The sequence below is a fragment of the Anaerotignum sp. MB30-C6 genome (assembly GCF_030908465.1).
Taxonomy (GTDB): Bacteria; Bacillota; Clostridia; order Lachnospirales; family Anaerotignaceae; genus Chakrabartyella.
Genome location: NZ_CP133078.1, coordinates 112715 through 136659 on the forward strand (window position 1 = coordinate 112715; position 23945 = coordinate 136659).

The 23945-nt window shown below is 40.9% G+C and carries 22 protein-coding genes; 4 read left to right on the forward strand and 18 right to left on the reverse strand.

Annotated elements, in window-relative coordinates; genetic code table 11:
- Positions 1 to 44 precede the first annotated feature (44 nt).
- Together spoIIR and RBQ60_RS00530 are read left to right on the forward strand one after the other, a co-directional pair.
- Positions 45 to 728 (forward strand): stage II sporulation protein R, encoded by a 684-nt coding sequence (gene spoIIR / locus RBQ60_RS00525; protein ID WP_307884653.1) that lies wholly within the window; start codon positions 45 to 47, stop codon positions 726 to 728.
- Positions 729 to 1160: 432 nt separating this feature from the next.
- Positions 1161 to 4100 carry an EAL domain-containing protein gene (locus RBQ60_RS00530; RefSeq protein ID WP_307884654.1) on the forward strand — a complete coding sequence of 980 codons (2940 nt, stop codon included), beginning with the start codon at positions 1161 to 1163 and terminating at the stop codon, positions 4098 to 4100.
- Between the two features lie 290 nt (positions 4101 to 4390).
- Here RBQ60_RS00530 and RBQ60_RS00535 read toward each other — a convergent pair whose 3' ends face one another.
- The 18 genes from RBQ60_RS00535 to rsxC all read right to left on the reverse strand — a co-directional run bounded on the left by RBQ60_RS00535 (position 4391) and on the right by rsxC (position 20516).
- Positions 4391 to 4702: a DUF1294 domain-containing protein gene (locus tag RBQ60_RS00535; RefSeq protein ID WP_307884655.1), complete on the reverse strand. Its 312-nt coding sequence runs from the start codon at positions 4700 to 4702 to the stop codon at positions 4391 to 4393.
- 4 nt (positions 4703 to 4706) lie between these two features.
- The gene (locus RBQ60_RS00540; protein ID WP_307884656.1) at positions 4707 to 5102 is read right to left on the reverse strand and encodes a methylglyoxal synthase; all 396 of its coding nucleotides are present in this window, start codon (positions 5100 to 5102) and stop codon (positions 4707 to 4709) included.
- Positions 5099 to 6247, reverse strand: coding sequence for a rod shape-determining protein RodA (gene rodA / locus RBQ60_RS00545; RefSeq protein WP_307884657.1), 1149 nt, complete (start codon positions 6245 to 6247; stop codon positions 5099 to 5101). Before rodA ends, RBQ60_RS00540 begins: the two co-directional genes overlap by 4 nt.
- Positions 6248 to 6358: 111 nt before the next feature.
- A complete protein-coding gene (gene minE, locus RBQ60_RS00550; RefSeq protein WP_307884658.1) occupies positions 6359 to 6643 on the reverse strand; it encodes a cell division topological specificity factor MinE in 285 nt (94 codons plus the stop codon).
- A 31-nt stretch (positions 6644 to 6674) separates the two neighbouring features.
- Positions 6675 to 7472, reverse strand: a complete 798-nt coding sequence (gene minD / locus RBQ60_RS00555) for a septum site-determining protein MinD (RefSeq protein WP_307884659.1) — start codon at positions 7470 to 7472, stop codon at positions 6675 to 6677.
- A gap of 141 nt (positions 7473 to 7613) precedes the next feature.
- Complete coding sequence (gene minC / locus RBQ60_RS00560; RefSeq protein WP_307884660.1) at positions 7614 to 8246, reverse strand: septum site-determining protein MinC; 633 nt, start codon at positions 8244 to 8246, stop codon at positions 7614 to 7616.
- Between the two features lie 14 nt (positions 8247 to 8260).
- Positions 8261 to 11098: a penicillin-binding transpeptidase domain-containing protein gene (locus RBQ60_RS00565; RefSeq protein WP_307884661.1), complete on the reverse strand. Its 2838-nt coding sequence runs from the start codon at positions 11096 to 11098 to the stop codon at positions 8261 to 8263.
- 69 nt (positions 11099 to 11167) lie between these two features.
- Positions 11168 to 11680 carry a rod shape-determining protein MreD gene (gene mreD / locus RBQ60_RS00570; RefSeq protein ID WP_307884662.1) on the reverse strand — a complete coding sequence of 171 codons (513 nt, stop codon included), beginning with the start codon at positions 11678 to 11680 and terminating at the stop codon, positions 11168 to 11170.
- Positions 11677 to 12522: a rod shape-determining protein MreC gene (mreC, locus tag RBQ60_RS00575; protein WP_307884663.1), complete on the reverse strand. Its 846-nt coding sequence runs from the start codon at positions 12520 to 12522 to the stop codon at positions 11677 to 11679. The genes mreD and mreC overlap by 4 nt, the downstream gene beginning before the upstream one ends.
- 50 nt (positions 12523 to 12572) lie before the next feature.
- Entirely contained in the window at positions 12573 to 13601 is a 1029-nt protein-coding gene (locus RBQ60_RS00580; RefSeq protein ID WP_307884664.1) for a rod shape-determining protein, read from the reverse strand.
- A 204-nt stretch (positions 13602 to 13805) separates the two neighbouring features.
- Positions 13806 to 14063, reverse strand: a complete 258-nt coding sequence (locus tag RBQ60_RS00585) for a DUF4321 domain-containing protein (protein ID WP_307884665.1) — start codon at positions 14061 to 14063, stop codon at positions 13806 to 13808.
- Between the two features lie 207 nt (positions 14064 to 14270).
- Positions 14271 to 14459, reverse strand: a complete 189-nt coding sequence (locus tag RBQ60_RS00590) for a hypothetical protein (protein ID WP_307884666.1) — start codon at positions 14457 to 14459, stop codon at positions 14271 to 14273.
- 1073 nt (positions 14460 to 15532) lie between these two features.
- Positions 15533 to 16396, reverse strand: a complete 864-nt coding sequence (rnfB, locus tag RBQ60_RS00595; protein ID WP_307884667.1) for an RnfABCDGE type electron transport complex subunit B — start codon at positions 16394 to 16396, stop codon at positions 15533 to 15535.
- 19 nt (positions 16397 to 16415) lie between these two features.
- A complete protein-coding gene (rsxA, locus tag RBQ60_RS00600) occupies positions 16416 to 16994 on the reverse strand; it encodes an electron transport complex subunit RsxA (RefSeq protein ID WP_307884668.1) in 579 nt (192 codons plus the stop codon).
- A 14-nt stretch (positions 16995 to 17008) separates the two neighbouring features.
- Positions 17009 to 17608: an electron transport complex subunit RsxE gene (rsxE, locus tag RBQ60_RS00605; protein ID WP_307884669.1), complete on the reverse strand. Its 600-nt coding sequence runs from the start codon at positions 17606 to 17608 to the stop codon at positions 17009 to 17011.
- Positions 17608 to 18147: an RnfABCDGE type electron transport complex subunit G gene (locus tag RBQ60_RS00610; RefSeq protein WP_307884670.1), complete on the reverse strand. Its 540-nt coding sequence runs from the start codon at positions 18145 to 18147 to the stop codon at positions 17608 to 17610. The genes rsxE and RBQ60_RS00610 overlap by 1 nt, the downstream gene beginning before the upstream one ends.
- Positions 18144 to 19106, reverse strand: a complete 963-nt coding sequence (locus RBQ60_RS00615) for an RnfABCDGE type electron transport complex subunit D (RefSeq protein WP_307884671.1) — start codon at positions 19104 to 19106, stop codon at positions 18144 to 18146. The genes RBQ60_RS00610 and RBQ60_RS00615 overlap by 4 nt, the downstream gene beginning before the upstream one ends.
- Positions 19107 to 19124: 18 nt before the next feature.
- Positions 19125 to 20516 carry an electron transport complex subunit RsxC gene (rsxC, locus tag RBQ60_RS00620; RefSeq protein WP_307884672.1) on the reverse strand — a complete coding sequence of 464 codons (1392 nt, stop codon included), beginning with the start codon at positions 20514 to 20516 and terminating at the stop codon, positions 19125 to 19127.
- A 490-nt stretch (positions 20517 to 21006) separates the two neighbouring features.
- On the opposite strand from rsxC, the gene rpoN reads away from it, so the two are divergent.
- Together rpoN and pdxR are read left to right on the forward strand one after the other, a co-directional pair.
- Positions 21007 to 22368 carry an RNA polymerase factor sigma-54 gene (gene rpoN / locus RBQ60_RS00625; RefSeq protein WP_307884673.1) on the forward strand — a complete coding sequence of 454 codons (1362 nt, stop codon included), beginning with the start codon at positions 21007 to 21009 and terminating at the stop codon, positions 22366 to 22368.
- A gap of 16 nt (positions 22369 to 22384) precedes the next feature.
- Positions 22385 to 23821, forward strand: coding sequence for a MocR-like pyridoxine biosynthesis transcription factor PdxR (gene pdxR, locus RBQ60_RS00630; protein ID WP_307884674.1), 1437 nt, complete (start codon positions 22385 to 22387; stop codon positions 23819 to 23821).
- Positions 23822 to 23945 lie beyond the last annotated feature (124 nt).

Below are 23945 nucleotides of genomic sequence, written 5' to 3' on the forward strand. Positions count from 1 at the left end.
AAAAAGGAAATCATCCCTTTAACGAAGAAAAAAAGGGTGAGATTATGAGTAGATTAAACAGATTGCAGGAAATCATTAAGGACCTTTGGAGAAAAGAGAAATGGTATTGGTGCGCAGCGGTTGTTATCGGGGTTGCATTTAGTGCTGCTTTTGGAGCTCACTGGACCAAGGGATACTCTCAAATGATTCAGGGTGGAATTTCTGCAAAGGTTGTACGTTTTCATGTTTTAGCCAACAGCGATACACAGGCGGATCAGGCGTTAAAACTAAAAGTACGGGATAGAGTGTTACAGGATTATGGGGAGATCTTATCTTCTTGCGAAAGCAAAGAGGAAACCTTGGCAGAGTTAGAGGCTGTAAAAGAAGAAATTTGTAAAACAGCGCAGAAAGAGGTTGTTGCTCAAGGTTATGACTATCCCGTAAGTGTATCTATTGTACGGGAGGATTTTCCTTTTAAACGTTATGATGATTTGATTTTTCCAGCGGGGGTTTACGATGCATTACGTATTGAGATAGGTGGGGCAGAAGGGCAAAATTGGTGGTGCGTTTTATATCCACAAATGTGCTATGTGGATGCTTCCTGGGGATATTCCACTGAAGAGAGCCATGAAAGGCTAGAGAATACGTTAACGGAAGAGGAGTTTTTAGTTGTCTCATCTATGGGCCAGAACGATATTACGCCGAAAGTAAAATTTAAGGTGGTAGAGTGGTGGCAAGAGCGAGGATAAGCGGTGAAAGTGAGGGGCGGGAAGAAACCTTATGGTTTTGTATGTGTGCCCGTATTTGAAGTGGCTTAATAAAATAAGGGTGTTACCATTGTGGCTTTCAATGATTACGAAGGGAATCATAGAAAGCCCTTTTTATTTTAATGGAATTGGTGGTATTTACTCTTCCCAAAGGTAGGTGGCAAGGAGGTTCGAAATAGGGAATGTTCTATTTTATAGAACTTTCCTTAACAATCTGTTGACTTTATATTGGAAAAAATTATATAGTATTATTATAGAAACAATGAGAATTTTCAATAATGAGCCACGATAATTGATTTTTTGCCTTCATTAAATTTTAATTTACATAGAAATGTTTAGTTTGTGCTTGCTTTTCCCCTTTGGGGAATTATTTTTTCTAAAGGGTTTGGAAAATATATAATAAGAAGGAATAGTATGGGAAAGATTACAAAGACGTGGATAAAGCGACAAAAGTCAAAGGAAGCGTTTCAGAGTTTAGCGTGTTTGGGGGGAATTCCATTGCAAGCCTTTCAAAAAGTCATAATCACTTTTGTTTTGTTGCTATGTTTCAATTTTATCGTCGATTGCTTCGCATCTGAGACAAATCAAATACAACATACCATACGAATTGGGTGTTGGGATGGGATTAAATATCTTTCCAATGAAAAGATAGAAGGGCACCATCAAGGTTATATCCCAGATTATCTTCAGGAGCTCAATCGTTTTTTAGGCACATCCCCTGTGAGATACCATTTTACATATACCTTTGGAACGCCAGAAAAATTATTGCAGCAGTTGCAAGATGGGAGTGTAGATGCCATCATTGGGTTTGCTTATCCACAAACGGAGGGGTTAGCAGAGCCTTTGAAAATTATGGATGTGCAGCTTACCCTAACCACTTCTAAACAAAATGTAGGCTTCTTCTATAAAGATGGCACTTCTTTTCATGGGAAAAAAATTGGATATACAATGAAATCCACTTTGGATATCATCAATAAGTATGAGGAAGAAAACAAAATTGATTTAGCTCCTGTTTATTATAATGACACAGTGTCCTTAAAAGATGCTTTGAGTAGAAACAAAGTAGAATTTGCAATCCTACCATTTTATGAAAATGATGATCGATTTAAGGTGGTAGATATTTTAGACACCTTAGAGCTCTTTTTGATTTCTAAGGATACCAACCAGAATTTAATAAAAAGCCTTACCCAGGCCAAACATAAGATGCAAGTTGCATTCCCGAGTTTTGAAGTTGATTTAAGAAAAAAACATGCCAAGGGTATTGAGTATGATTTAGCCAACAATAGGGAGGAGCAGGAGTTTCTGGATACAGGAAGTCCTATTAAGTTTGCGGTAAGCAACCAAACAAACCTGATTCAATATGACGCAAAGAATGAAAAATATGTTGGGCCTTACGCCGCGCTTATAGAGTATTTCACCAAGGCCAATGGACTTTCCTATGAAGTGTTAGTAACTGAGACCATTTCACAGGCTTTGGAACAAGAGGCGGATGTGTTGCTTGGAATGATTGAATCACCTCAAATTGAAAAGCAGTATAACTTGGTTTTTACCGAGCCCTATATGCATGGTATCTACTCCTATTGGGCAGATAAAGGCAAAAAAGTGGACTTCCAAAGGCCCAATCGAGTGGGGTCCATCCATAATCTTGAAACTGTGGACACATATATCCAGAATTACTACCCCCACTGGGATTTAACAATTTATGATTCTCCTGAGAGTGGGATTGAGGCCATAAAGGCGGGAAGGGCAGACTTTATTATTTTGGATGATATCGTCGATGGTGCCCATCAAGAGATATCAGAGGAGTTGGACAGGCTTTATGATTTCAATGTCCCCCAACTGGATTTAAGCATGGGTGTTAATTTTAGCAAAAGTAATGGACCTGTTATTCTTAGTTTAATGGATCGGGCAATTATGGCTGCAGATAGCGAAAAAATCGGCACAATTATGCTAAATAATAAGTTGCCCAATTATAATCTCCAATCCTTAATTGACCAGTATTATCAATGGTTTATCTGGTTATGTGAGTTTTTATTTGTTGTGGTGCTTTTAATTGTAATGATGCATTATCGTAGGTTACATCGGGCGGCCTATTTTGATAAAGAATTAAAAATGAACAACCGCAATTATCTCTTGCGTTACGGCGGAAAGTTTTGCAAGGAAAATACCAGTATTATTGTTTTGGACATAGCCAAGTTAAAACAAATTAATATGCTATTGGGAATCCATGTGGGTGATGATATTCGGGCTTATGTAGCGGAGGTTTTGAAAAGTTGTAGTGATAAGGGCGCGATTTTAGCTCAGACTTCTTCGTTGAACTATGTGGTGATTTTGCCCTATGCGGAAGAAGGGAAAATACGGAGTTACTTACAATGTGTTTTTTCCAACCTGTCGGAATACAAGGATGAAACCGTCTCCGTAACCTTAGAATTCCATGTTGGTGTATACCAAAGTTGCGCCCAGGAGGATATACAAACGAATTTAGGCAAAGCGGAACTTGCGTTATTCGAGTCAAAACGGCAAAATATAAGGGTTTATTTTTATTCACAAGATTTGAAGAATAGATTATTAAAAGAAAAAATGATTGACCGTAAAATGCAAAAGGCCCTTGAAAATGAAGAATTTCAAATGTATTTACAACCCCAATATGATAGCCAAACGGGCGAAATTTCCGGGGCTGAGGCTTTGGTGCGCTGGATAGAAGCCGACGGGAATGTCATTTACCCTAATGAGTTTATACCATATTTTGAGCAAAACGGTTTTATTTTAAAGCTGGATGATTATATGTTTGAAAAGGCTTGCAAGCTGCAGCGAAGTTTATTGAATCGGGGGATTGTGCCTGTGCCCATTGCTGTGAACCAGTCACGACAGCATTCTAATGATGAAAATTATAGTGAACGGCTAAAGGGGATCGCCGATCGATATCAAATGCACTATAATCTCATTGAAATAGAAGTAACGGAATACATTTATGGCAACGAGAAGAAGGTTCTGGAGTCCATTGACAATTTAAAGGAAATAGGCTTCTCTGTCTCTATAGATGATTTTGGCAGCGGTTATTCTTCTCTTAACATGTTGGGGGGGAAACAGGTGGATTGTATAAAAATTGATAAGCAATTTCTTAAAGAAGGCCTTCTAACGACAAAAACAAAAAATGTTCAGAAGGCCATTGTAAGCATTGCAAAGTCTTTAAATATACAGTGTGTTTGCGAGGGCGTCGAGACAAAAGAACAGGTTGAATTTTTACAGGAGATTAATTGTAACTACTTACAGGGGTTTTACTTTGCAAAACCAATGGGAGTAGAGGAGTTTATAAAGGCAGCCTATGGAACATGCCTCATGAAGGGGAAGTAAAAAGCATTCTAAATTTGATTAAGCCCCGAGCTGTCTCCCTTTTCTGTGATGACATCAGATAGCCTAATGTGAGTCGGCCACCCATCTGAAATACTAGGACTGGTGTTAAAGTAAATGGCCAAGGGTATCTATACCTTACGTATAGCTATTTAAATGGGGAGTATAACAGCGAAGGGGAAGGGAGCTATGTTATTTGTGACGGAAAAGGAAACTCCCCTCCTAGAGGACAAAAATAGCGGAGATACTTGTGTTTAAAACAGTATCTCCGCTTTATTTTTTGGTTAGGTTTTTTAGCTAAAGGTAATTATAAATTTACCCATGACTAAGTAAATCACTAAGATATGCAAAATTGCAGTAATGGTAAAGACCAAAATAAAGTCTAAATGGCGTGTTTTATGCCGTTTAATTATCTGAGCCAGTAAACCGCCCAGACCTCCGCCCAATATTGCCATTAGATAAAAATTCTTTTCAGGAAGTCGCCTTTTATTATTTATAGCAGCTTTTTTATCAAATGCCATTGTTAAGTAGGTTGTTAGGTTGATTAAAAGGTAATAACCCATTAAAATCAGAAAAGCGGTGCTATTAAAATGCATCTGCCTCATAATTTTATCTCACCACATTTCTCCAGTCTAAATCCCCTCTATCTAGGGCCAATAAAAGCACTTCCGCAGTTGCCAAGTTCGTGGCAAGGGGAATATTGTGCATGTCGCAAAGACGAAAGATGGAGTTAACCTCAGATTCATAATCCTGAGCAGACACAGGGTCTCTTAAAAATATCATTACATCAATGTCGTTATTTACAATTTGTGCACCCATTTGCTGTTCCCCGCCCAAACGGCTAGAGAGGTACTTATGGACTACCAAATTTGCGGCCTCCTCCACAAGACGGCCCGTAGTGCCTGTTGCATAAATGTCATGCTTACAAAGAATATGTCTGTAAGCGATACAAAGATTTTCCATTAATTTTTTTTTATTATCATGGGCGATCAAACCGATATTCATAACAATCCTCCCTCAAACAATGATTTTGTTTCTTTTTTTCTTATGTTTAATACAAGGCCAATGGCAACCATATTGGCCCACATGGAACTGCCGCCGTAGCTAACGAATGGTAGAGACATACCCGTATTGGGCAGAATACCTAAGGCAACGCCTGCGTTTACAAAGGTCTGAAAAGCAAACATTCCGGCAATCCCAGCAACGACTAACTGACTAAATAAATTTCTGGACGATATTGCTATTACTATACAACGAAATACGATAAAAAGCAAGACTCCCAAAACAAATATACAACCAATAAATCCAAATTCTTCACCCACAACGGAGAAGATAAAGTCGTTATGTGGCTCCGGAAGGTAGCTTAATTGGTTTAGGGTACCGCTGAAAAGACCTTGTCCCGTAAGCTGGCCTGAGCCAATGGCACTAATGGACTTTTCCGTTTGGTAATAAAGGCTTGCATCTCTTTTGGGATCTACGAAAGAGAGAATACGATTGAACTGATGGGGTTCAAAAATTTTATCCATAATCAAAGGGTTTTCTCTTGCCACATCCCATAAAATGAAAGCAATAATTGGAACGGTAATAATAAGCACATTCCGAATAAAGGTATAGCTAAGGCCTGCCACAAAAAGTTGAATACAAAAAATTGCAATCAACACCAGACTGGCGGAAAGGGCTGGCTGTTTTTGTATCAGCACAATTGGCACCATAACATAGATGCAAAGGAAAGCCAAAAAAGGTAACCGATTTATTTTATGATGGTTCGTAGTGATTACTTTTGCCAGACAAAATATCATCATGATTTTGGCAAACTCCGATGGCTGTATGGTTAAGGGGCCGATGGCAATCCAACGAACGGCACCCTTTGCGCCTGTACCGATTAAAAGAACGGCCATTAGTAGTAGTAAATTGATACAATAAATCGGTATATGAAACTGTGAAAAATATTCATAGTCTACGTTTGCTGCAATGAGCATCAATATGATTCCTACAACAAAGAAGGCACCTTGTTTTACAACAAAGGTTGCACTCTCTCCAAGGTTAACATGGGTTGCGCTAGCGATTGCAACAAGACCAAATATGGTGAGGACACCAACTGCGCCTAAAAGTGGCCAATCAAAATTTTGAAAATATTTTTTAAACTCCATGGGTCAAATTCCTCCGACCGGGGTAAAAATTACCCGTATTGCTGAAACAAGGAAAGCCGAGGGGAACGAGGGACAATAGGGGTCCTCTTTTCTCGGCTCACTTCTTTAATTTTAGTCTTGTACTTTGCGCATACTCTTAATGGGAATATTGGCATACAGTACAGGGACTGTTCCGTTATTTTCTTCAGACTGGGTCTGTGTAATTTGGATATCAAGTTCTTCCTCGTCAATTTCCATATAGTTGGAAATTACTTTAATAATGTCTGTCTTCAACATTTCAAGAACTTGTGAGGAACAATTCACTCTATCATGAACCAGAACCAGTTTCAATCTATCTTTGGCAACGCTGCCGGAAGGCGGCACATTTTTCTTTTTAAAGAAGCTAAAGAAATCCATGGGGACACATCCTTTCGTCGGGTAATGAGGTTTAATGACGGAAAAGGCCTTTGAGCTTTTCAAAAAAGCTTACGGGCTGTTCTTCAAAGGACATAATTGGTATTTCTTGTCCTATAATTCGCTGCACGATGTTTCTATAAGCCTGTCCTGCCCGAGATTCTTGGTTTGTAACGGCAGGTTCCCCCTTATTTGTAGCAATGACGATGGCCTCATCATCAGGCACAACCCCAAGGATATCCACAGCCAAGATTTCTGTTACATCTTCGATATTCATCATATCGCCTCTTTGTACCAAGTCAATACGCAAGCGGTTCAGAATAAGCATAGGGTTATTTAAGCCATTTGCCTCCAATAGACCGATGATACGGTCGGCATCACGCACAGCTGAAACTTCAGGAGTTGTGATAACAACAGCTCTGTCTGCACCAGCGATTGCGTTTTTAAAGCCCTGTTCAATACCTGCGGGACAATCGATTAAGATAAAATCAAAGCCTTCCTCCTTTAAGCTTTCGCAAAGCTTTTGCATCTGTTCTGGAGAAACGGCATCTTTATCTCTCGTTTGAGCTGCTGGCAAAAGGAAAAGGCCGTCATAACGCTTGTCCTTAATTAAAGCTTGTTTTAAACGACAGTTACCCTCTACAACGTCTACAAGGTCATAAACGATTCTATTTTCCAAGCCCATAACAACGTCAAGGTTGCGTAGACCAATGTCGGCATCAACTAATGCAACTTTTTTACCCAATACCGCTAACCCGCAGCCAAGATTAGCACTTGTAGTAGTTTTTCCTACACCGCCTTTGCCGCTGGTGATTACGATTACTTCACTCATCTATGTTCCTCCTAATCCAGAAGTCAATTTTTCTTCTCCCTAAAAATGAATATAGGGAACTACGTATATATTACTATCTTAACAAAAACTAGCAAGATTTGCATCCATTTTTTTTAGTAAAAACAGAAAAAAAATTCTATTTTACGACAGCGCCATGACGAAAATTTGCCCTTCTTGTACAAAAGCGTATTCTGGTGGCTTAGGACCCCGCTTGTTTTCATCGGGGAAACGGGTAATGATGTCTCCAATTCGAAGTTGCACAGGTGCCATATAGACAGCGGAAACGAATGCGTCAGTCATTCCTTGGCAACCGGCATGGGCCATGCCCTTTAGCTGACCCAAGATGATGATATTCCCAGTTGCCTTGATTTCTGCGCCAGGGTTTACATCACCAATGATAACCACACTTCCGTCAAAATCAATTCTTTGACCATTGCGAAGGGAGCCTTTATGAAACTTCGTAAGGTTATGGGGAGCCATTTCCTTTTCCAATAAATTGGTCAGATGAAACAGTTCGTTGTTTTCCGTTTTAAGAAAAGTAATTTCCATGGTGGTATGCTGTGTGATAATACCCAGTAGTTTTTGCTCTTCTTCTTCGGAAAAAGTACGACCTTTAAAAGCCAAAGAAGTTTTTACATTATCAAAAAATTTACCAGCTTCCTGTACTTTCTTTTCCAATTGTTCGCAAAGAACATCAAAGGGTGTATCTTCTTGAAAAAGTACAGTGACGCCGTCTTTTGTGCCTTTGAAAATAACATAGTTTTCTAAATTCATAATACCCTCCTGTATCACTGTGTCAAAACGGTCTGTAAATTGGTATTTTCAGGTGTGTAGTCTAATCCCAGATATTCGGTAATAATTGCCTTTGCAACCTCAGGGGCGGGGGTACCGCTGCCTTCACCAAAGGGAATCATTACGGTAATAGCAATCTGGGGATCTTCATAGGGGGCAAAACAAACAAACCAAGTATGTGAGCTTCTTGTTTTATCCTCCTCGGCAGTACCTGTTTTTGCGGCAACCTTTACTGGGAAATCCCGAAAGGAATGACGCAGGGTACCACGAGCTCCTGTTGTAACTTGATACATACCTTGATATACCTTTTGCAGGTTTTCTTCTTGAAAATTGGTTACATTTTCAATGGTTTCATCCACACGATAATATAGTGAGCCATCTGGATTTTGCAAATGACTAATTAAGTGCAAACGGTATAGCGTTCCTCCGTTTGCTAAAGTCGAAATGAACTTTGTAACTTGAGCAGGGGTAAAGCTATTTACCGATTGCCCAATGGCAGCACGAATGGTATCACCGTCGGTCCAACGGGTTTGGCTGGTTGTTGCATCGGGGTTGAAGGTTTTTACGGTACGCTCCTTGTAGTAAGGAGAAGCCATGGTAGGTGCATACTCGTCTAATTCCAAGCCAGTTAAGGCGTTCAAACCGAAAGCTGCCATATATTCGTTTAACGTTGTTATACCTTCGTTGGTGTTGCCTTCCTTTGCATTACCCATGCGATAGGCAACTTCATAGAAGAAGTAGTTGCAGGATACTTCCAATGCTTTGGCAACGTCGACGCTTCCATGAGTTCCCCCTGTATTGCTGTAAATCCAACAGCGGGCATAGGGGGTTCCGGCATCCTTGTATAACCCTAAATCCCGAATATAGGTATTGGGCCCAATGGCACCTGTTTCCAATCCTGCCAAGGCTGTAATCATTTTAAATGTGGAGCCCGGTGCTTTCTTTTGCTTTAATGGACGGTTTACCAAAGGGGTATTCCCATCTTGCAAAAGGTTATTATAGTAGGCGTTATTAAAGTTATTTACAAGCTCATTATTGTCATAAGAGGGATAGGAAACGCTGGCTAAAACTTCACCACTATCTACTTTTGTTATAAATACGGAGCCTGTAGAAGGATCCAGTGCCGTATCAGAAGGATCAAACTCACCGCTTCGAAGTTTATTCAAAACCATGGTTAACGGGGCAATTGATCCGTTTTCAATGGCTGCAAAATCCTCTGGTGTGGTGGCCAAAGTACCTTGTTCCATAGCCACCAATAGGGCTTCTCTTGAGGAGAAGGTGCCACGTGAAAGGCTGTCAAGCAAATAGGTTTGAACTCTGGAAAGGGCATCCTCGTCTTCTTTGGAGAAGTCAGGATTTGCCTCTAGAAACCGGTCATAAACCTGTTTTTGGGTACCACTTGTTGCTTTCATCAGCTTGGAGGCGGAAATATGGTTTGCCTTTGTCATTGCGATGAACATGTCGGTTATGGATGCAGACCTCTTGCCTGCTGAGGTCAATCTTACAATGACTGCTTTGCGTAGTTCTGCTTCCAAGGAATCGTAAGCAATTTTTTGCAGTTGGCTATCTAATGTGAGGAAGATATCTTTCCCTGGGATGGGTTCCGTGGAATCGATGACACTCATGCGACGGCCCTGATTGTCTACCTCGATGGAAACTTTACCATCTGTACCATTGAGTTGACGTTCATAAAGCTTTTCAATGCCCGTTTGACCAACAATGTCTGTTTGGGTGTAAATGGGGTTTCCTGTGGAATCCATGTCATCTTTATATAAAGCATAATCCGCTTCCGTCATCTGACGAATGTAGCCTAGAAGGTGAGAGAAATACTCGCTTTGGGGATATTCTCTTAGAGATACGGTGTCCACAAGTACATTAGGGAAAATATCCTGATTTTCCTCAACGAAAGCCAAGGTTTTTGCACTGATATTTGTAGCAATGGTAACGGATTTATACTGTTGATATCGTTGTAAATAAAGGGAGTAACGAATCCCCAAGGTGTTTCTTACCACATCCGTTGGCAAACCCTCCGGTAGGCCAAAAAAGTCCCTTAGATAATCCAGGGTTTCAAGGGAGTCATATTGCAGTTCCTCCTTCTTCATGGCCATGGATTCCTTCCAGTTTTTCTCTCTGGTTTTATTTTCGTTGAACTGAAGGGTATAAGGATATTCTCTGGACAAAGGAAGCTCATCTGTCAGGGTTTCCCCATACTCTGCTAATTTTTCAGCAAGGGTTAAGGCCATGAGGTTCTTATCACTTAAAGAAATATAATAAGAGACATATGCCCTTTTTTGTGCCAGGGTATAATTGGTAGGCGCATTATATTTTTCAAATAAATAAGTTAGACTTTCCTGGGCAGATGCGTCCTTCTTATCATTGGGAAAGCCCAAGGACTCTTTCCAATTTTTCTCTGCCTTTCTTTGCTCTCTTTCTTTGCCTTCAAAGGTAAAAGTATAGGGAGCAGAGGAGGATATGGGCAGTGTATCATGAGGGGTTGCCCCTTGTGCCCATAATGTATTTGTTAACTGCACCATCAAGTCCTCTTTGTACTCTGTCAAATCAAGGGTAATACTATCGTCGATCTGTACAGAATATGCCACGGTATTCGTTGCTAGAGGTCTTCCGTAACGGTCATAGATATTGCCACGGGGAGCAGGAACATTTACGGTTTTAGAAACGCTGGCGGTAATAGATTCGTCGTAGTCCTCACCATGGATAATCTGCAAGGAGAACAAGCGTATTACCAATATGAAAAAAAGCAAAAAAATTCCGCAAAGCATTACGAAAATTCGGCTTTTACATAATTCAAAAAAATGATTAATATAGTGTCTCATCGGTTCCTCCTATTGGAGACGGTAGGTCAAGAGTTTTTTTAGTGTGGAAACACTAAGGGAAATATTATTTTAAAACAAACGGTACTTGTACTTTTCCTTAAGCTCTAACCATTCATTCAATCCAAATAAAATTCGGTAAATGGGTACAGTGACTACGGCGGTATAGACAATGGTGGGAAGCAAAATCTTTACGAAGAAAAATAGGATATCCCCATCCTTGCGTAATAACAACTCCGTAATGAAATGGATAGACTCATATATCCCTGCAGCGACGGTACAAAACAGAATAGGCAGAAGGTAATTTTCTCTATAGAAATTTTTCTGGCTTTTTCCTGTAAAGTAGCTGATGCCGAGGAATAATAATGCATAAAACCCCACGGCAGTGCCAAAGAAAATATCGAACAGCAGCCCTGAGCAAACAGCCGCAATACAACCCTCTTTACTGCCACGCAATAAAGCATAGGAAACAACGATAATGAGAGCGGTGTTGGGAAAAATGCCCTGAATTGCTAAGTATTGAAACAGGGTTGTTTGTAATATGAAATTAATCAGTACCACAGCGGTTGTAACGATAATTCTCAAGGGTTTTCCTCCATTGTATTTTTATCAATTACCAAAAGCGTATCCAAATGTTTTAAGTCTACAAAAGGTTCGATTACTGCATATTTTGTCAGACCGTTGGTATCGGTTTCAATTTTTGTTACTTTCCCAATAGAAAGGCCTTGGGGATAAACTTCGGATAGCTGGGAGGTAACAATTTCATCTCCCACTGCAATTTGAGCTTCACCGTCGATATATTCCATTTTACAAAGACCATCATCCATAAGGGAATAATCCCCTTTTACTACGCCCAAATCGCCAGTTCTAAGACTCATAGCGGGAACGGCACTTCTACTGTCCAAAATGGACTGGGCCTTTGAGTAATTGATTCCGCTTTCAAGGATTTTTCCAACAACACCGCCTGGTGCGATTAAAATCATATTTGCAGAAACCTCATCACCCGTTCCTTTGTTAATGGTGAAGGTGTCATACCAAACACCAGGGCTTTTTGCGATAATCCTTGTTCCCGTGCTTTTATATTCGGGGTACTTTTGGGATATTTTCAATAAAGCGGATAAGGATTCATTTTCTCTTTCATATTGATCCAGACGTTTATTTTCGTCTTGGAGTTTTGCAACTTCTTCTTTTAAATGAGCGTTTTCCTCTAAAAGCTTGTTCTTGTCTTGGGCAGATTCCGCTGTACTTTCTACCCAGCTATTGATACCCGTTGTTAAATCCTGAAAGGGCGTGACAACAAAACCTATTACGCTTTCCAGTGCAGAGGCATTCAAATTTTTTCCGCCTAAGAATAAAGCAACAACGGTAATGGCTATTGCAATTACGGCGATAATTTTCTTTTTATGTTCTTCCCAAAATTGAATCAAAGTAAAACGCTCCTTCAAGGTTAGGGTGATAATACCCTTATTTTTTTAAGTTAAAAGAGTGCTTTTCTGGGAGAGATCAGCACGGACTTCAGTTTGTCAATTTGTTCTAATACAAGGCCTGTCCCAACTGCAACGCAGTTTAGAGGTTCGTTTGCAATATGAACGGGCATTCCGGTTTCGGAATGAATTAATTTATCCAATCCTCTTAATAAGGCACCACCACCGGTTAATGTAATGCCGAACTCCATAATATCAGATGCCAGTTCAGGAGGTGTTGCCTCTAGGGTCTGTTTGATAGTTTCGATAATAGAATCTACTGGCTCAGATAATGCTTCACGAATGTGAATGGAGGTTACTTCAACGGTTTTAGGTAAGCCGCTAATCAAGTCACGGCCACGAATTTCCATTTTTTCCTCTTTTTCAAGGGGGAAGGTAGAGCCGATGGTGATTTTAATTTCCTCAGCCGTACGATCACCGATAGCAAGGTTAAATTCTCTTTTAATAAAGCTTACAATTGCGTTATCAATGGCATCGCCTGCTACCCGCAAAGATGTGCTGGTTACAATACCCCCAAGGGAGATGACTGCCACCTCACTGGTACCACCGCCGATATCCACCACCATGCTGCCGGAAGGCTCTGCAACGGGAAGGCCGGCACCAATCGATGCTGCCATGGGCTCTTCGATGAGGTAAGTGTCCTTATCCTTAGATCCTGCCGCAATTGCAGCCTCCAAAACAGCTCTTTTTTCTACTTCTGTCACACCAGAAGGCACACAAATTACGATGCGTGGCTTTGGGGCAAACATGGAACGAACGTAGGCTTTATTTATAAAGTAGCGTAACATTGCCTGGGTTACGTCAAAGTCAGCGATAACACCATCCTTCATAGGACGAATGGCAACAATATTACCTGGGGTACGCCCAATCATTTCTTTTGCCTCGTTTCCAACTGCAAGGACTTCTCTGGTCTGTGTATTAATGGCAACAACAGAAGGTTCGTTTACGATGATGCCTTTCTCTTTCATATAAACCAGTGTGTTAGCGGTACCAAGGTCGATACCCATATCTTTCGAAAACATTTTTTTATGCCCCTTTCTTATAGGAACTCTGAGAAATTACAGAATTTAGACGCAAAAATAAGTCGCTTTTCGATAAAAGCCTTATATTTAATCATAACTCTTTTTGTTAACCTTTTCAATAAAAAAACCTTGTCTTTTTATAAAAAGCCGAGTTTTTGCATCCGAAAAAACGACAGAAAAAAAGCCGCCAAGCGGCTATGTCGATTAAAGTTTGCGGTATACCAATAATGCAACAATAATCCCAATGATTCCTGCGATGGTAAAGCGGATGGTAAAAGCGAACTGGAGGGTGATTACTCCTAAGTCTAGAACCAATGGGGAGGACATGCCGAACTTACTGCCATAGGCCAGCCAACTTAAGGCGGGAACGTCTCCTAATAAGTTACCAATAAAACCGCCTAAAACTATGCCGGCTAAAATCAGTAAAACCACTACCCATACATTTTGTGATTGCCCTTTCATGTAAGGCGCCCCCTTCGTTTTTTTGCGGATAAAACATATTGTGAGCGGCATAAAGTGATAAATTATCCTGCCGCTCAATGCTAAATATTATATCATAATTGTAGTGTGGGGTAAAGGGCAGAAAAGATAAAAAAACATTAAGAAGAGGGTGGCATAAAACTATAAAATCGGAACATATAGTTTCTGCGACCCTCATTATTAATAGAGTTATTTGTTTTTTCCAAAAGCTTTCCTTATATTCTCCTTCAGTTCTCTCCATTGGCGGCATCCGTTTTGAATATCTGCTTTAAGCCAATCAATAAAACATGCGGGTTTTTGTTTCTCAAAGAGTGGGTGGATAAAGTATTTATCTAAAAGATAGGCTGAAAATATAATCAATATCCAAAACAAAATCATGGAGCATCTCTCCCTTTAACCACTTAGTGATTTCTGATAGCCTGAACTCCATATAAAGTACCCCCAGAGTGATATTCACTATATTTGGAATCCTTATAATACTGGGTTCTGATTTTAAAATAATACATCATAGTACTGGAACCCAAATCAGGTTTTCCATTTGTCCATGTAGTTTTTTTAATGTATAGAGCACTGGCCTCTGGGTTATATGCATTTAACCAGTCATATATTTCCGCCAAGCCTGCGTATGTAAAGGTCCGCCGAAGCTAGTGCAGACAATTAAAGCAACTCCAGATAAGGTTAATTGTGATATTTTTTGCTGCAAACGTACCGTAGTGTTTGTTATTATTTTATTGGATGTATAGGGTCCCGGTGCAAATGGCGTGTCATCAAAATCCCAATATTCATAATATGCCATTGGTGTAATTGCTGATGACGGCGTTCCTTGAGAAGTTGTTGAAACAGTTACTAAATTCCCGTCTAAATATATTTCCTCGTTTGGGGTAATTAATATTTCATCGGTTAATATTCCTTCATGAACTGTATAGAGGACGCCATTGGAGACGGGTTCTTTTTTTATGTTTGCCAGAACACCTTCTGTTTTAATTGTTTAATTTTCAACACCTGATTTTTCCGTTGATTTATTTACAATGGTAGAGATACCTGAATTAACATGTTCTCTACCATATCAGCGTTGTTTGTTGTTGCGCTGGCAAAGCTAGGTGTTACTGTTGAAAAGATAAATGTGCCTGCTAAAATAATAGAAAAAAATTCTTCATCTGTTTTCCTCCTTTAGTATAAAACTTTATTTATCACTATAGAAGAATGTTACATAGTTTTAAGAAGGCCTTCGGTAAGTAGTTACCTCTTCCGCCATAATCATAAGATATATATATTTATATTGTCAAGGAATTAACAGTTTATGGAGCCAATTATATATCGACATAATACTACGAATGTAGTTGTGGTATCCGTCTGCTCTTTTACTTAGAATTAACGTTTCAATGATTTCTAAAAGAAACCCCTTCCTATCAGTTCATGAACTGATAGGAAGGGGTGCTTAATACTGCAGATTATTCAGCTTTCGCTTCTTCCTTAGCAGGAGCCGCCTTAGGAGCTTCCTGAGCGGGAGGTGCAGGTCTCTTACCTGTGATAACGTTTTTAGGGCACTTGTTTGCACAGATACCGCAAGCCTTACACTTGTCATAATCAATGACAGCTAAGTTGTCGATTACATGGATTGCATCGAAAGGACAATTCTTTTCGCAAATCTTACATGCAATACAACCAACGGAGCATACCTGCATTACGTTTTTGCCAATGTCCTTAGAGGAACACTGAACTTTAACTTTGTTCTTTGCAGGAAGCATTTCGATAATATGTTTGGGGCAAGCAGAAACACATTTGCCACACGCAACACATTTATCTTTATCAATTACGGCAATTCCATCAATGACTTCGATAGCGTCGAAAGCACAAGCTTTTTTACAGCTACCAAGACCAATACATCCGTAGGTACAGCTTTTAGAGCCGCCACCCGCTAACTGAACTGCCATATTACAGTCATCAATACCGAAGTATTCATATTTTTCTTTTGCCTTTTCGCAAGTACCACCGCACTTAACGAAAGCAGCAACTGGGTCTGAAGCAGATGCTGCAACGCCCATAATTGCACCAACTTTTTCAGCAACTGCAGCGCCACCAACGGGGCAAGCATTCACAGGTGCGCTTCCGCAAGCGATTGCAGCAGCAAGACCACCACAACCAGGGAAACCGCAACCACCGCAGTTTGCGCCAGGAAGAGCTTCTAAAATCTCGCCGATTTTAGGATCCTCTTCTACTTTAAAAACTTCGCCGGCGATGCCAAGGCCTGCGCCAAAAACAACACCGAGACCACCGATACTAAGGATCGGGTTTATAATATTCATTAAGTCCATTTTTGTCACCCTCCTTGTATTATAGCTTGATCAAGCCGGAGAAACCTAAAAATGCGATGGACATAAGGCCTGCTGTAAGCAGTGCCAAAGGGAAACCATCAAAGGCCTTCGGTGTATCATTGTCTGCGATTCTTTCTCGGATACCAGCAAACAGAACAATCGCCAAAGCGAAGCCTGTTGCACCACCAAAGCCGTTTAATACAGCTTCGATGAAGTTGTAACCTTTTTGCATGTTCAAAACAGCAACACCCAATACGGCACAGTTTGTTGTAATCAAAGGAAGGAATACACCCAACGCCTGATATAGCGCAGGAGCAGCTTTCTTTAAGAACATTTCTACGAACTGTACTAAGGATGCGATAACCAAAATAAACGCAATGTTATATAGGTATGTGATGTTCAATGGAACAAGAATTAGGTCGTATACCAACCAAGCAACCCCTGCTGCCAAGGACATAACGAAGATAACGGCCATACCCATGCCTGCTGCTGTTTCAACTTTTCTAGAAACACCGAGGAAGGGGCAGATACCTAAGAACTGGGATAAAACGTAGTTATTTACGAAAACCCCGGCTAAAACCAATAAGATCAAATCCATTTAATTTCCCCTCCTTAAGCTTTCTTTTTGTTTCTGAAATAGTTTAAAGCAGCCATCAAGCAACCCAGTGTAAAGAATGCACCGGGAGCCATAACGAACAACAATGTTCTAGGGAATGCTTCGGGAAGTACAGTAATATCAAACAATGTACCAGCACCGATAAATTCACGCACCAAGCCTAAAACACCCAGGCCTAATGTGAAACCAAGACCCATGCCGATACCGTCGAATACTGACGCCACAGGGCCGTTTTTGGAAGCGAATGCTTCCGCTCTTGCAAGAATCAAACAGTTAACTACAATCAGAGGGATATAAAGACCCAAAGATGCGTTCAATGCGGGCAAGTAAGCCTTTAATAAGAACTCGATCACTGTAACGAATGTAGCGATAACTACGATAAAGCATGGGATTCTTACTTTATCGGGAATAACTTTTCTAAGCAGGGATACGAATAAGTTCGCACAAATCAAAACGGCAGCAGTGGAAAGACCCATACCGATACCGTTGATTGCGGAGCTTGTTACAGCCAGTGTGGGACACATACCGATTACCTGCACAAAGGTAGGGTTTTCGTCAATTAAACCGTTTTTAATTAATTTCAATGGGTTAGCCATTAGTAAGCACCTCCGTTCGCAGCAAACCATTCCAACGCCTCGTTTGCGCCGCTGGCAACAGCTCTGGAAGTGATTGTAGAGCTTGTGATAGGAACGATTTCGCCGCCATCTTTTGTTACAGCCAGCGTACCGGACTTACCTGTAAACTGTTCATAGAAATCGGGCTCTGTGGCTTTTGCACCTAAACCAGGTGTTTCGGCATGTTTTGTAACACGAAGGCCTGTGATAACGCCTTCTGCGTCAATACCAACCATTGTGTCAACAGCACCGCCGAAGCCGCCGGGAGCCGCTGTAACAACAAAACCGCCGTTATCTGCTTTGTAAATTGCAGTAAGGGATCCTGTCAATTCTACGTCAGTAATTTCTTCAAAATTGCTTGCATCGGGCATAACTGCCTTCATGGAAGCTGCTCTTGTTTGTTCTTCCTGAATTTTAATGGGTTCTGCTGTAATTGATTGAACTGCACCTAAAGCAGCAGCAGCAACACTGGCGATAATCAGCAGTACCACAGCGGGTTTTATAACTTCTTTTGTGTTCATGCTTTCTTCGCCTCCTTCACTTTAGGTAACGCACCAAAGATTGTAGGTTCTGTGAATCTTTCAATCAGAGGCACACAAAGGTTCATAATCAGGATTGAGTAGGATACACCTTCGGGGTAACCACCAAAAATTCTGATTAATGTTGTAATCAAACCACAACCAAGGGCGAAAATAACCTGTCCCTTCGCTGTTACAGGAGAAGATGCGTAGTCGGTTGCCATGAAGAAAGCACCGAGCATCAAACCACCTGTGAAAAGTTCATAAGTGGGAACACGTAGACCGTTTCTGCCGATTGCTGCAGTCAATACGAATACAGTAGCAATATAGATAACGGGTACTTTCCAGCTGATTACATGTTTTGCAATCAGGTAGATACCACCAATAATTAATGCAACTGCACAAGTTTCACCAATACAGCCACCAATGTTACCAACTAAAACATCTGTAAAAGATGCATCGGGTATAACGCCGCCTTTGAGTTGTGCCAAAGGTGTTGCAACTGCAACAGCATCTGCACCAAAGTTACCAGCGGATGTCCAAGATGTCATTTCTGTAGGGTAGGAAGCTACCAAGAAAGCTCTACCAGCAAGGGCAGGGTTGATAAAGTTCTGACCCAAACCGCCAAAAAGTTGTTTTGCAATAATAATTGCAAATGCACTACCTACAATAGGCACCCAAATAGGTGTCGCTACAGGTAGGTTCATTGCTAAAAGCAAGCCTGTTACAACAGCACTTAAGTCGTTGATTGTAACGGGTTTTTTCATAATTTTCTGATACAGCCATTCAAAAAATACTGCAGATGCAACGGCTGCTACAATAATCATCAGTGCTCTAACACCGAAAAAGTAAATTCCCATCACGGAAGCAGGAACCAGAGCGATGATTACATCACGCATGATGCTCTGGATAGATTCCTTAGAACGTACGTGAGGGGTACCGGACACTACAAAATTAGCCATGTTTTATTCTCCCCCTTCTCAGTTCTTTTCTGCTTTCGCTTTTGCCTCAGCTTCAGCTTTTGCTCTTGCAGCTGCCGCAGCGGCTGCTTTTTTGCCTGCCTCAACCTTCTTCACGGCACGAATGGACTGTGCCAAATGACGTTTTGCAGGGCACTCGTAGGAGCAGCTACCGCATTCGATACAATCCAGACCATGATGCGCCACGAAAGCTTCGCCATCGCCTTTTAATGCGCAAGCATTCAGCAAGAAAGGCATAAGACCCATAGGACAGTGGTCTACGCACTTTCCACAACGGATACAGTTCTTTTCTTCAGGAATGTAAGCTTCTTCTTTTGTAAAGCAAAGCAAACCGGAAGTTGTTTTTACGGATGCAACATCCAAAGTATAGAGAGAAGGACCCATCATAGGACCACCAGCAATCAGTTTTACAGGAGGGTTATCTTCTTTAAAACCACCGATGGCGTCTACCAAATCACGCAGTGTCATACCAATACGGATTTTGTAGTTACCGGGGTTTTTAATACCCTGACCGGAAACTGTTACAATTCTTCTCATCAAAGGTCTGCCCTTGCAGATTGCTCTTTCGATGGCAACAACAGTATCAACGTTGTCAACGATACAGCCAGCGCTTGCGGGCAGTGCGCCTGATTTCACTTCTCTTTTTGTAATAGCGGAAATTAAGTGCTTTTCAGAACCCTGAGGGAACTTTGTTACCAAGGGCTGAACAACGATGTTGTCGATGCCTTCGCAAGCCTTTGTCATAATTTCAATGGCTTTGGGCTTGTTCTCTTCAATGCCGATTACGCCCTTTGCATTGGGATGCAATTTCAGCATAATCTGCAGACCCTTGATGATACGCTCGGGTTCTTCCACCATTAAACGATAGTCACATGTGAGGTAGGGCTCACATTCTGCCGCATTGATTAAGATGTAATCAATGGGATTATCCTTTGGTGGATTCAATTTTACATGTGTGGGGAAACCAGCACCACCCAGACCAACAACGCCTGCACCTTTAATCGCTGCAAGAATTTCATCATTAGTCATTGTAGTGTAGTCTCTTCCCTGATTCAGGCCTTCAATTTCTTCCATTTTACCGTCGTTTTTCACAACGATAGATTTTACCATAGTACCGCCGGGAACCAGCATTGGACGGATGTCCACCACTTCGCCGGAGACGCTAGCAAAAATTGGAGAAGACAAGAATGCGGGTGACTCTGCGATTTTCTGACCGACTTTTACATGATCGCCAATGGCAACAAGAGGCTCACAAGGAGCGCCAATGTGCTGGCTCATGGGGTAGAACAACTCAGAGTTTTCCTTTGGGAGTACCACCTGAATAGGCTGCTCTGCGGACAGAGCTTTTCCATCAGGCGGATGAACTCCACGTTTGAACGTTAAAGCTTGCATATTATCCCCCTCTGTCAAGTGTTTTTGCGCTTGGGAAGCGCGATGATAGTTATAGCTTTTAAATGAAATGATAAAACTATACATACAACAGCTGTATTTTAATACAAAAAAGATGATTCTACAACATTTTTGCAGAAAAAAAGTGAAAAACCTAAATTGTACAAATAAAAATACAAAACAAATTTCCCTTTCCTCACCTTTATTCATATGTATAGGAATACATACAATCAATTTGTATGCTAGGTAATAGACCTACTCTAGTTTACTATTATTATCTAAAAAAGTAAATGATAATATATTACCATAATTATTTGGGTTAGGTCTTAGGAATTTTAAGGTAATTTGACAAAAACACAACTTACTAAATTGTGAATTTATTATAACATGGCAGTTTTGTAGCTTTTTTTTCTGCAACAACTGTGATAAAATGAAAAAAGTGCCAAAGACAAGAGAAACTTATTGTTAAAATATAAGTGAAGAAGGTGATACTGTGGATTTGTCCCTGCAATTAGCGCAAAAGCAAATTTTATCACAAAGAATGCAACAATCTGTTGAAATTTTGCAGATGAACACAATTACCCTTTCGGAATATATTCAGGAGTTGGCTGAGGAAAATCCTCTTTTGGAATGGCAGGACACCTCTGGGGAGCAGCCAAAAAAAGATGATAAACTTTTGCGAAAGCTAGAGTGGTTGGAAGAAGCGGATGAGCAAAACCGAAGCTTGTATCGTGTGGAGCAAGAAGACGAAAGGGATCGTCAGGAACTTATTGGAAGACGGGAACGGGAAAGCTTGCGTGAATATCTCCTATTCCAAATTAATATATTAAAGGTGAATGAAGGGGTAAAGCATGTGTTGCGGTTTTTAGCCCAAAGTACGGAAGATAGCGGTTATCTGGAACAAGGAGCCTTAGAGGCTGCAGAAGAAAGGTTCCGACTGAAAGGAAATTGCAGTGCTGATGTTCTAGGAATACTGCAATCTTTAGACCCCCCCGGTATAGGGGCAAGAAATCTAGAAGAATGCCTGTTGATACAGTTGCGACTAAAGCAAGCTTCTAGCGTTGCTATTACTATGGTAGAAAAACACTTACAAGATTTGGCCAAAAATAGAATTAGTTATGTTGCCAAACAGTTGAAGGTTACAGTAGATGAGGCAGTGGATGCCTATGATGAAATTCGAAGTTGTGAGCCAAAACCAGGCCGAGGTTTTTTATGTGAAAATCCGGTGGAATATATCGTGCCCGATGTTTTTGTGGAAAAACGGGAGGGGGAGCTGTTGGTAACAATCAATGGTACTACCACCCCCAAATTGTTTATCAGCCAGTCCTATATTAAAATTTTGCGAGAAGGCGGTTCTGAGGAAACAAAAGAGTATATTTCCAACAAATTGAAACAGGCGGAATGGGCAATGCAATGTATTTCAAAACGGGAAAGCACTCTGCTTGAAACGGCAAAATGCATCGTTGAGCATCAAAAAGAATTTTTTATACGCCCGGATGGACAACTTAAGCCTTTGCGTATGGCGGATGTTGCCGAGTGTATGCAGGTTCATGAATCAACGGTAAGCCGTGCGGTGAGAGATAAATATCTTCAATGCGATAGAGGTGTTTTGCCCCTGAACACCTTTTTTTCAAAAGCGTTATCGTCAGAAGGCACAGGGAGTATTTCAGCCGATAGCATTCAACAAAAAATACGCTTGATGATTGAAGATGAAAATAAAAAGAAGCCTTTTAGTGACAGAGAACTAACGGAAAAGTTGCAAAAAGAAGGAATTCAAATTTCTCGCAGAACCGTTGCAAAATACCGAGAAGCCATGGGGATTGCAGGTGCATCAGGCAGAAAACGTTACGAGTAAAAAAGGAGAGGATCCAATGGCGGATACAATCTTTCATATCAAATTAAATAAAGAGGGGCAGGCACCTTTGTATCAACAGCTGGCTGATGGACTGGCAAAGCTAATTTCAGAGGGTAGCCTGCCCCCTGATAGTAAATTGCCACCAATACGAAAAATGGCTGAGAAATATGGTGTAAATAATGTGACTGTGGTAGCAGCCTATAAGCATTTGGAAAGCAAGCAAATGGTATATTCCAGAAAAGGCAGCGGGACTTTTGTTTCTCCCTTGCCTGTGGAGGCCATTCCTGAGCCAGTGGCAAAGGGGAACCTGCATAGCTTTGAGGCCAGCATTTCCTTTGAAAAAGCCATTAATTTTGCAAATACTTCTTTGCCCCATGAGCTTTTTCCCGTGGATGCCTTTAAAAAAGCCTTTAACGAGGTTTTGGAGAAGGAAAAGGGTGGAGCGTTTCGATATACCGATAGCATGGGCTATCAACCCTTACGTCAGCAGTTATGCTGCTATTTGGAGGATTACGGAATCAAAACAGGCGTAGATAGTGTGCAAATTATTTCTGGTGCCCAGCAGGGCATTGACGTTATTTCAAAGGCCATGATTCAGTTTGGTGATGTGGTTTTTGTGGAAAGCCCAACTTTTTATGGTGCGGCAGGGGCCTTTTTGTCCAGAGGAGCAAAACTAATCGAAATCCCGATGGAAAGCGATGGTATGAAAATGGCGGTTTTGGAGGATTACCTCAAGCTTTACCGGCCAAGGTTTATTTATATGATGGCCTATTTTCAAACGCCAACGGGCATCTCTTACTCTATGGAAAAGAAACGGCGTTTGCTGGAGTTGGCGGAGCGTTATGATACTTACATCATAGAAGAAGACGATTTCTATGATTTCTACTATGCGAAAGAGAAGCCAGTGCCGCTAAAAGCATTAGATTATAAAAATAGAGTAATTTATATTAAGAGTTTTTCCAAAATATTAATGCCAGGTTTGCGAATGGGTCTTATGGTTTTACCCAAGAAGGTGCATCAAGGGGTAATGGAGGCGAAATATACCACAGATATTTCCACGTCTGGCTTTATCCAAAAAGCCATGGAACAGTATTTAAGGGAAAACGGCTGGGACCGCCATGCCAAAGCCATGCGTCGTTTTGGTGGGGAAAAGTACCACCGCACCCTTTCATTCGCTAAAAAATACTTGAGTGGTAGGGCAACTTACTTTTTACCAAAGGGAGGAGTAAGCCTTTGGATAAACTTACCTGAAGGGGTAGGTGCCGAGTCTTTTTGCAGCCGAATGTTAGAAAAAAATGTAATTCTTACCCCTGGAAGCCAGTTTGAAATCAGTGGGAAAGACAGCAGCCATGTGCGGTTAAGCTTTTGTGGTTTAGATGATGATAAAATAGAAGTAGGTTTAAAACGAATGGGTGAAACCATGGAAAAAATGATGGCAGGAGAGGATTTGTAATCATAAAATGAATTCTGTTTCTTATGAGATGCTTTTTCATATCCTGATTTAACAATTTCCACGGGTGGCATTTATGTAGATAGGAAACCCATGCAAACTACCTTTGCATGGGAAGGGAGATAGC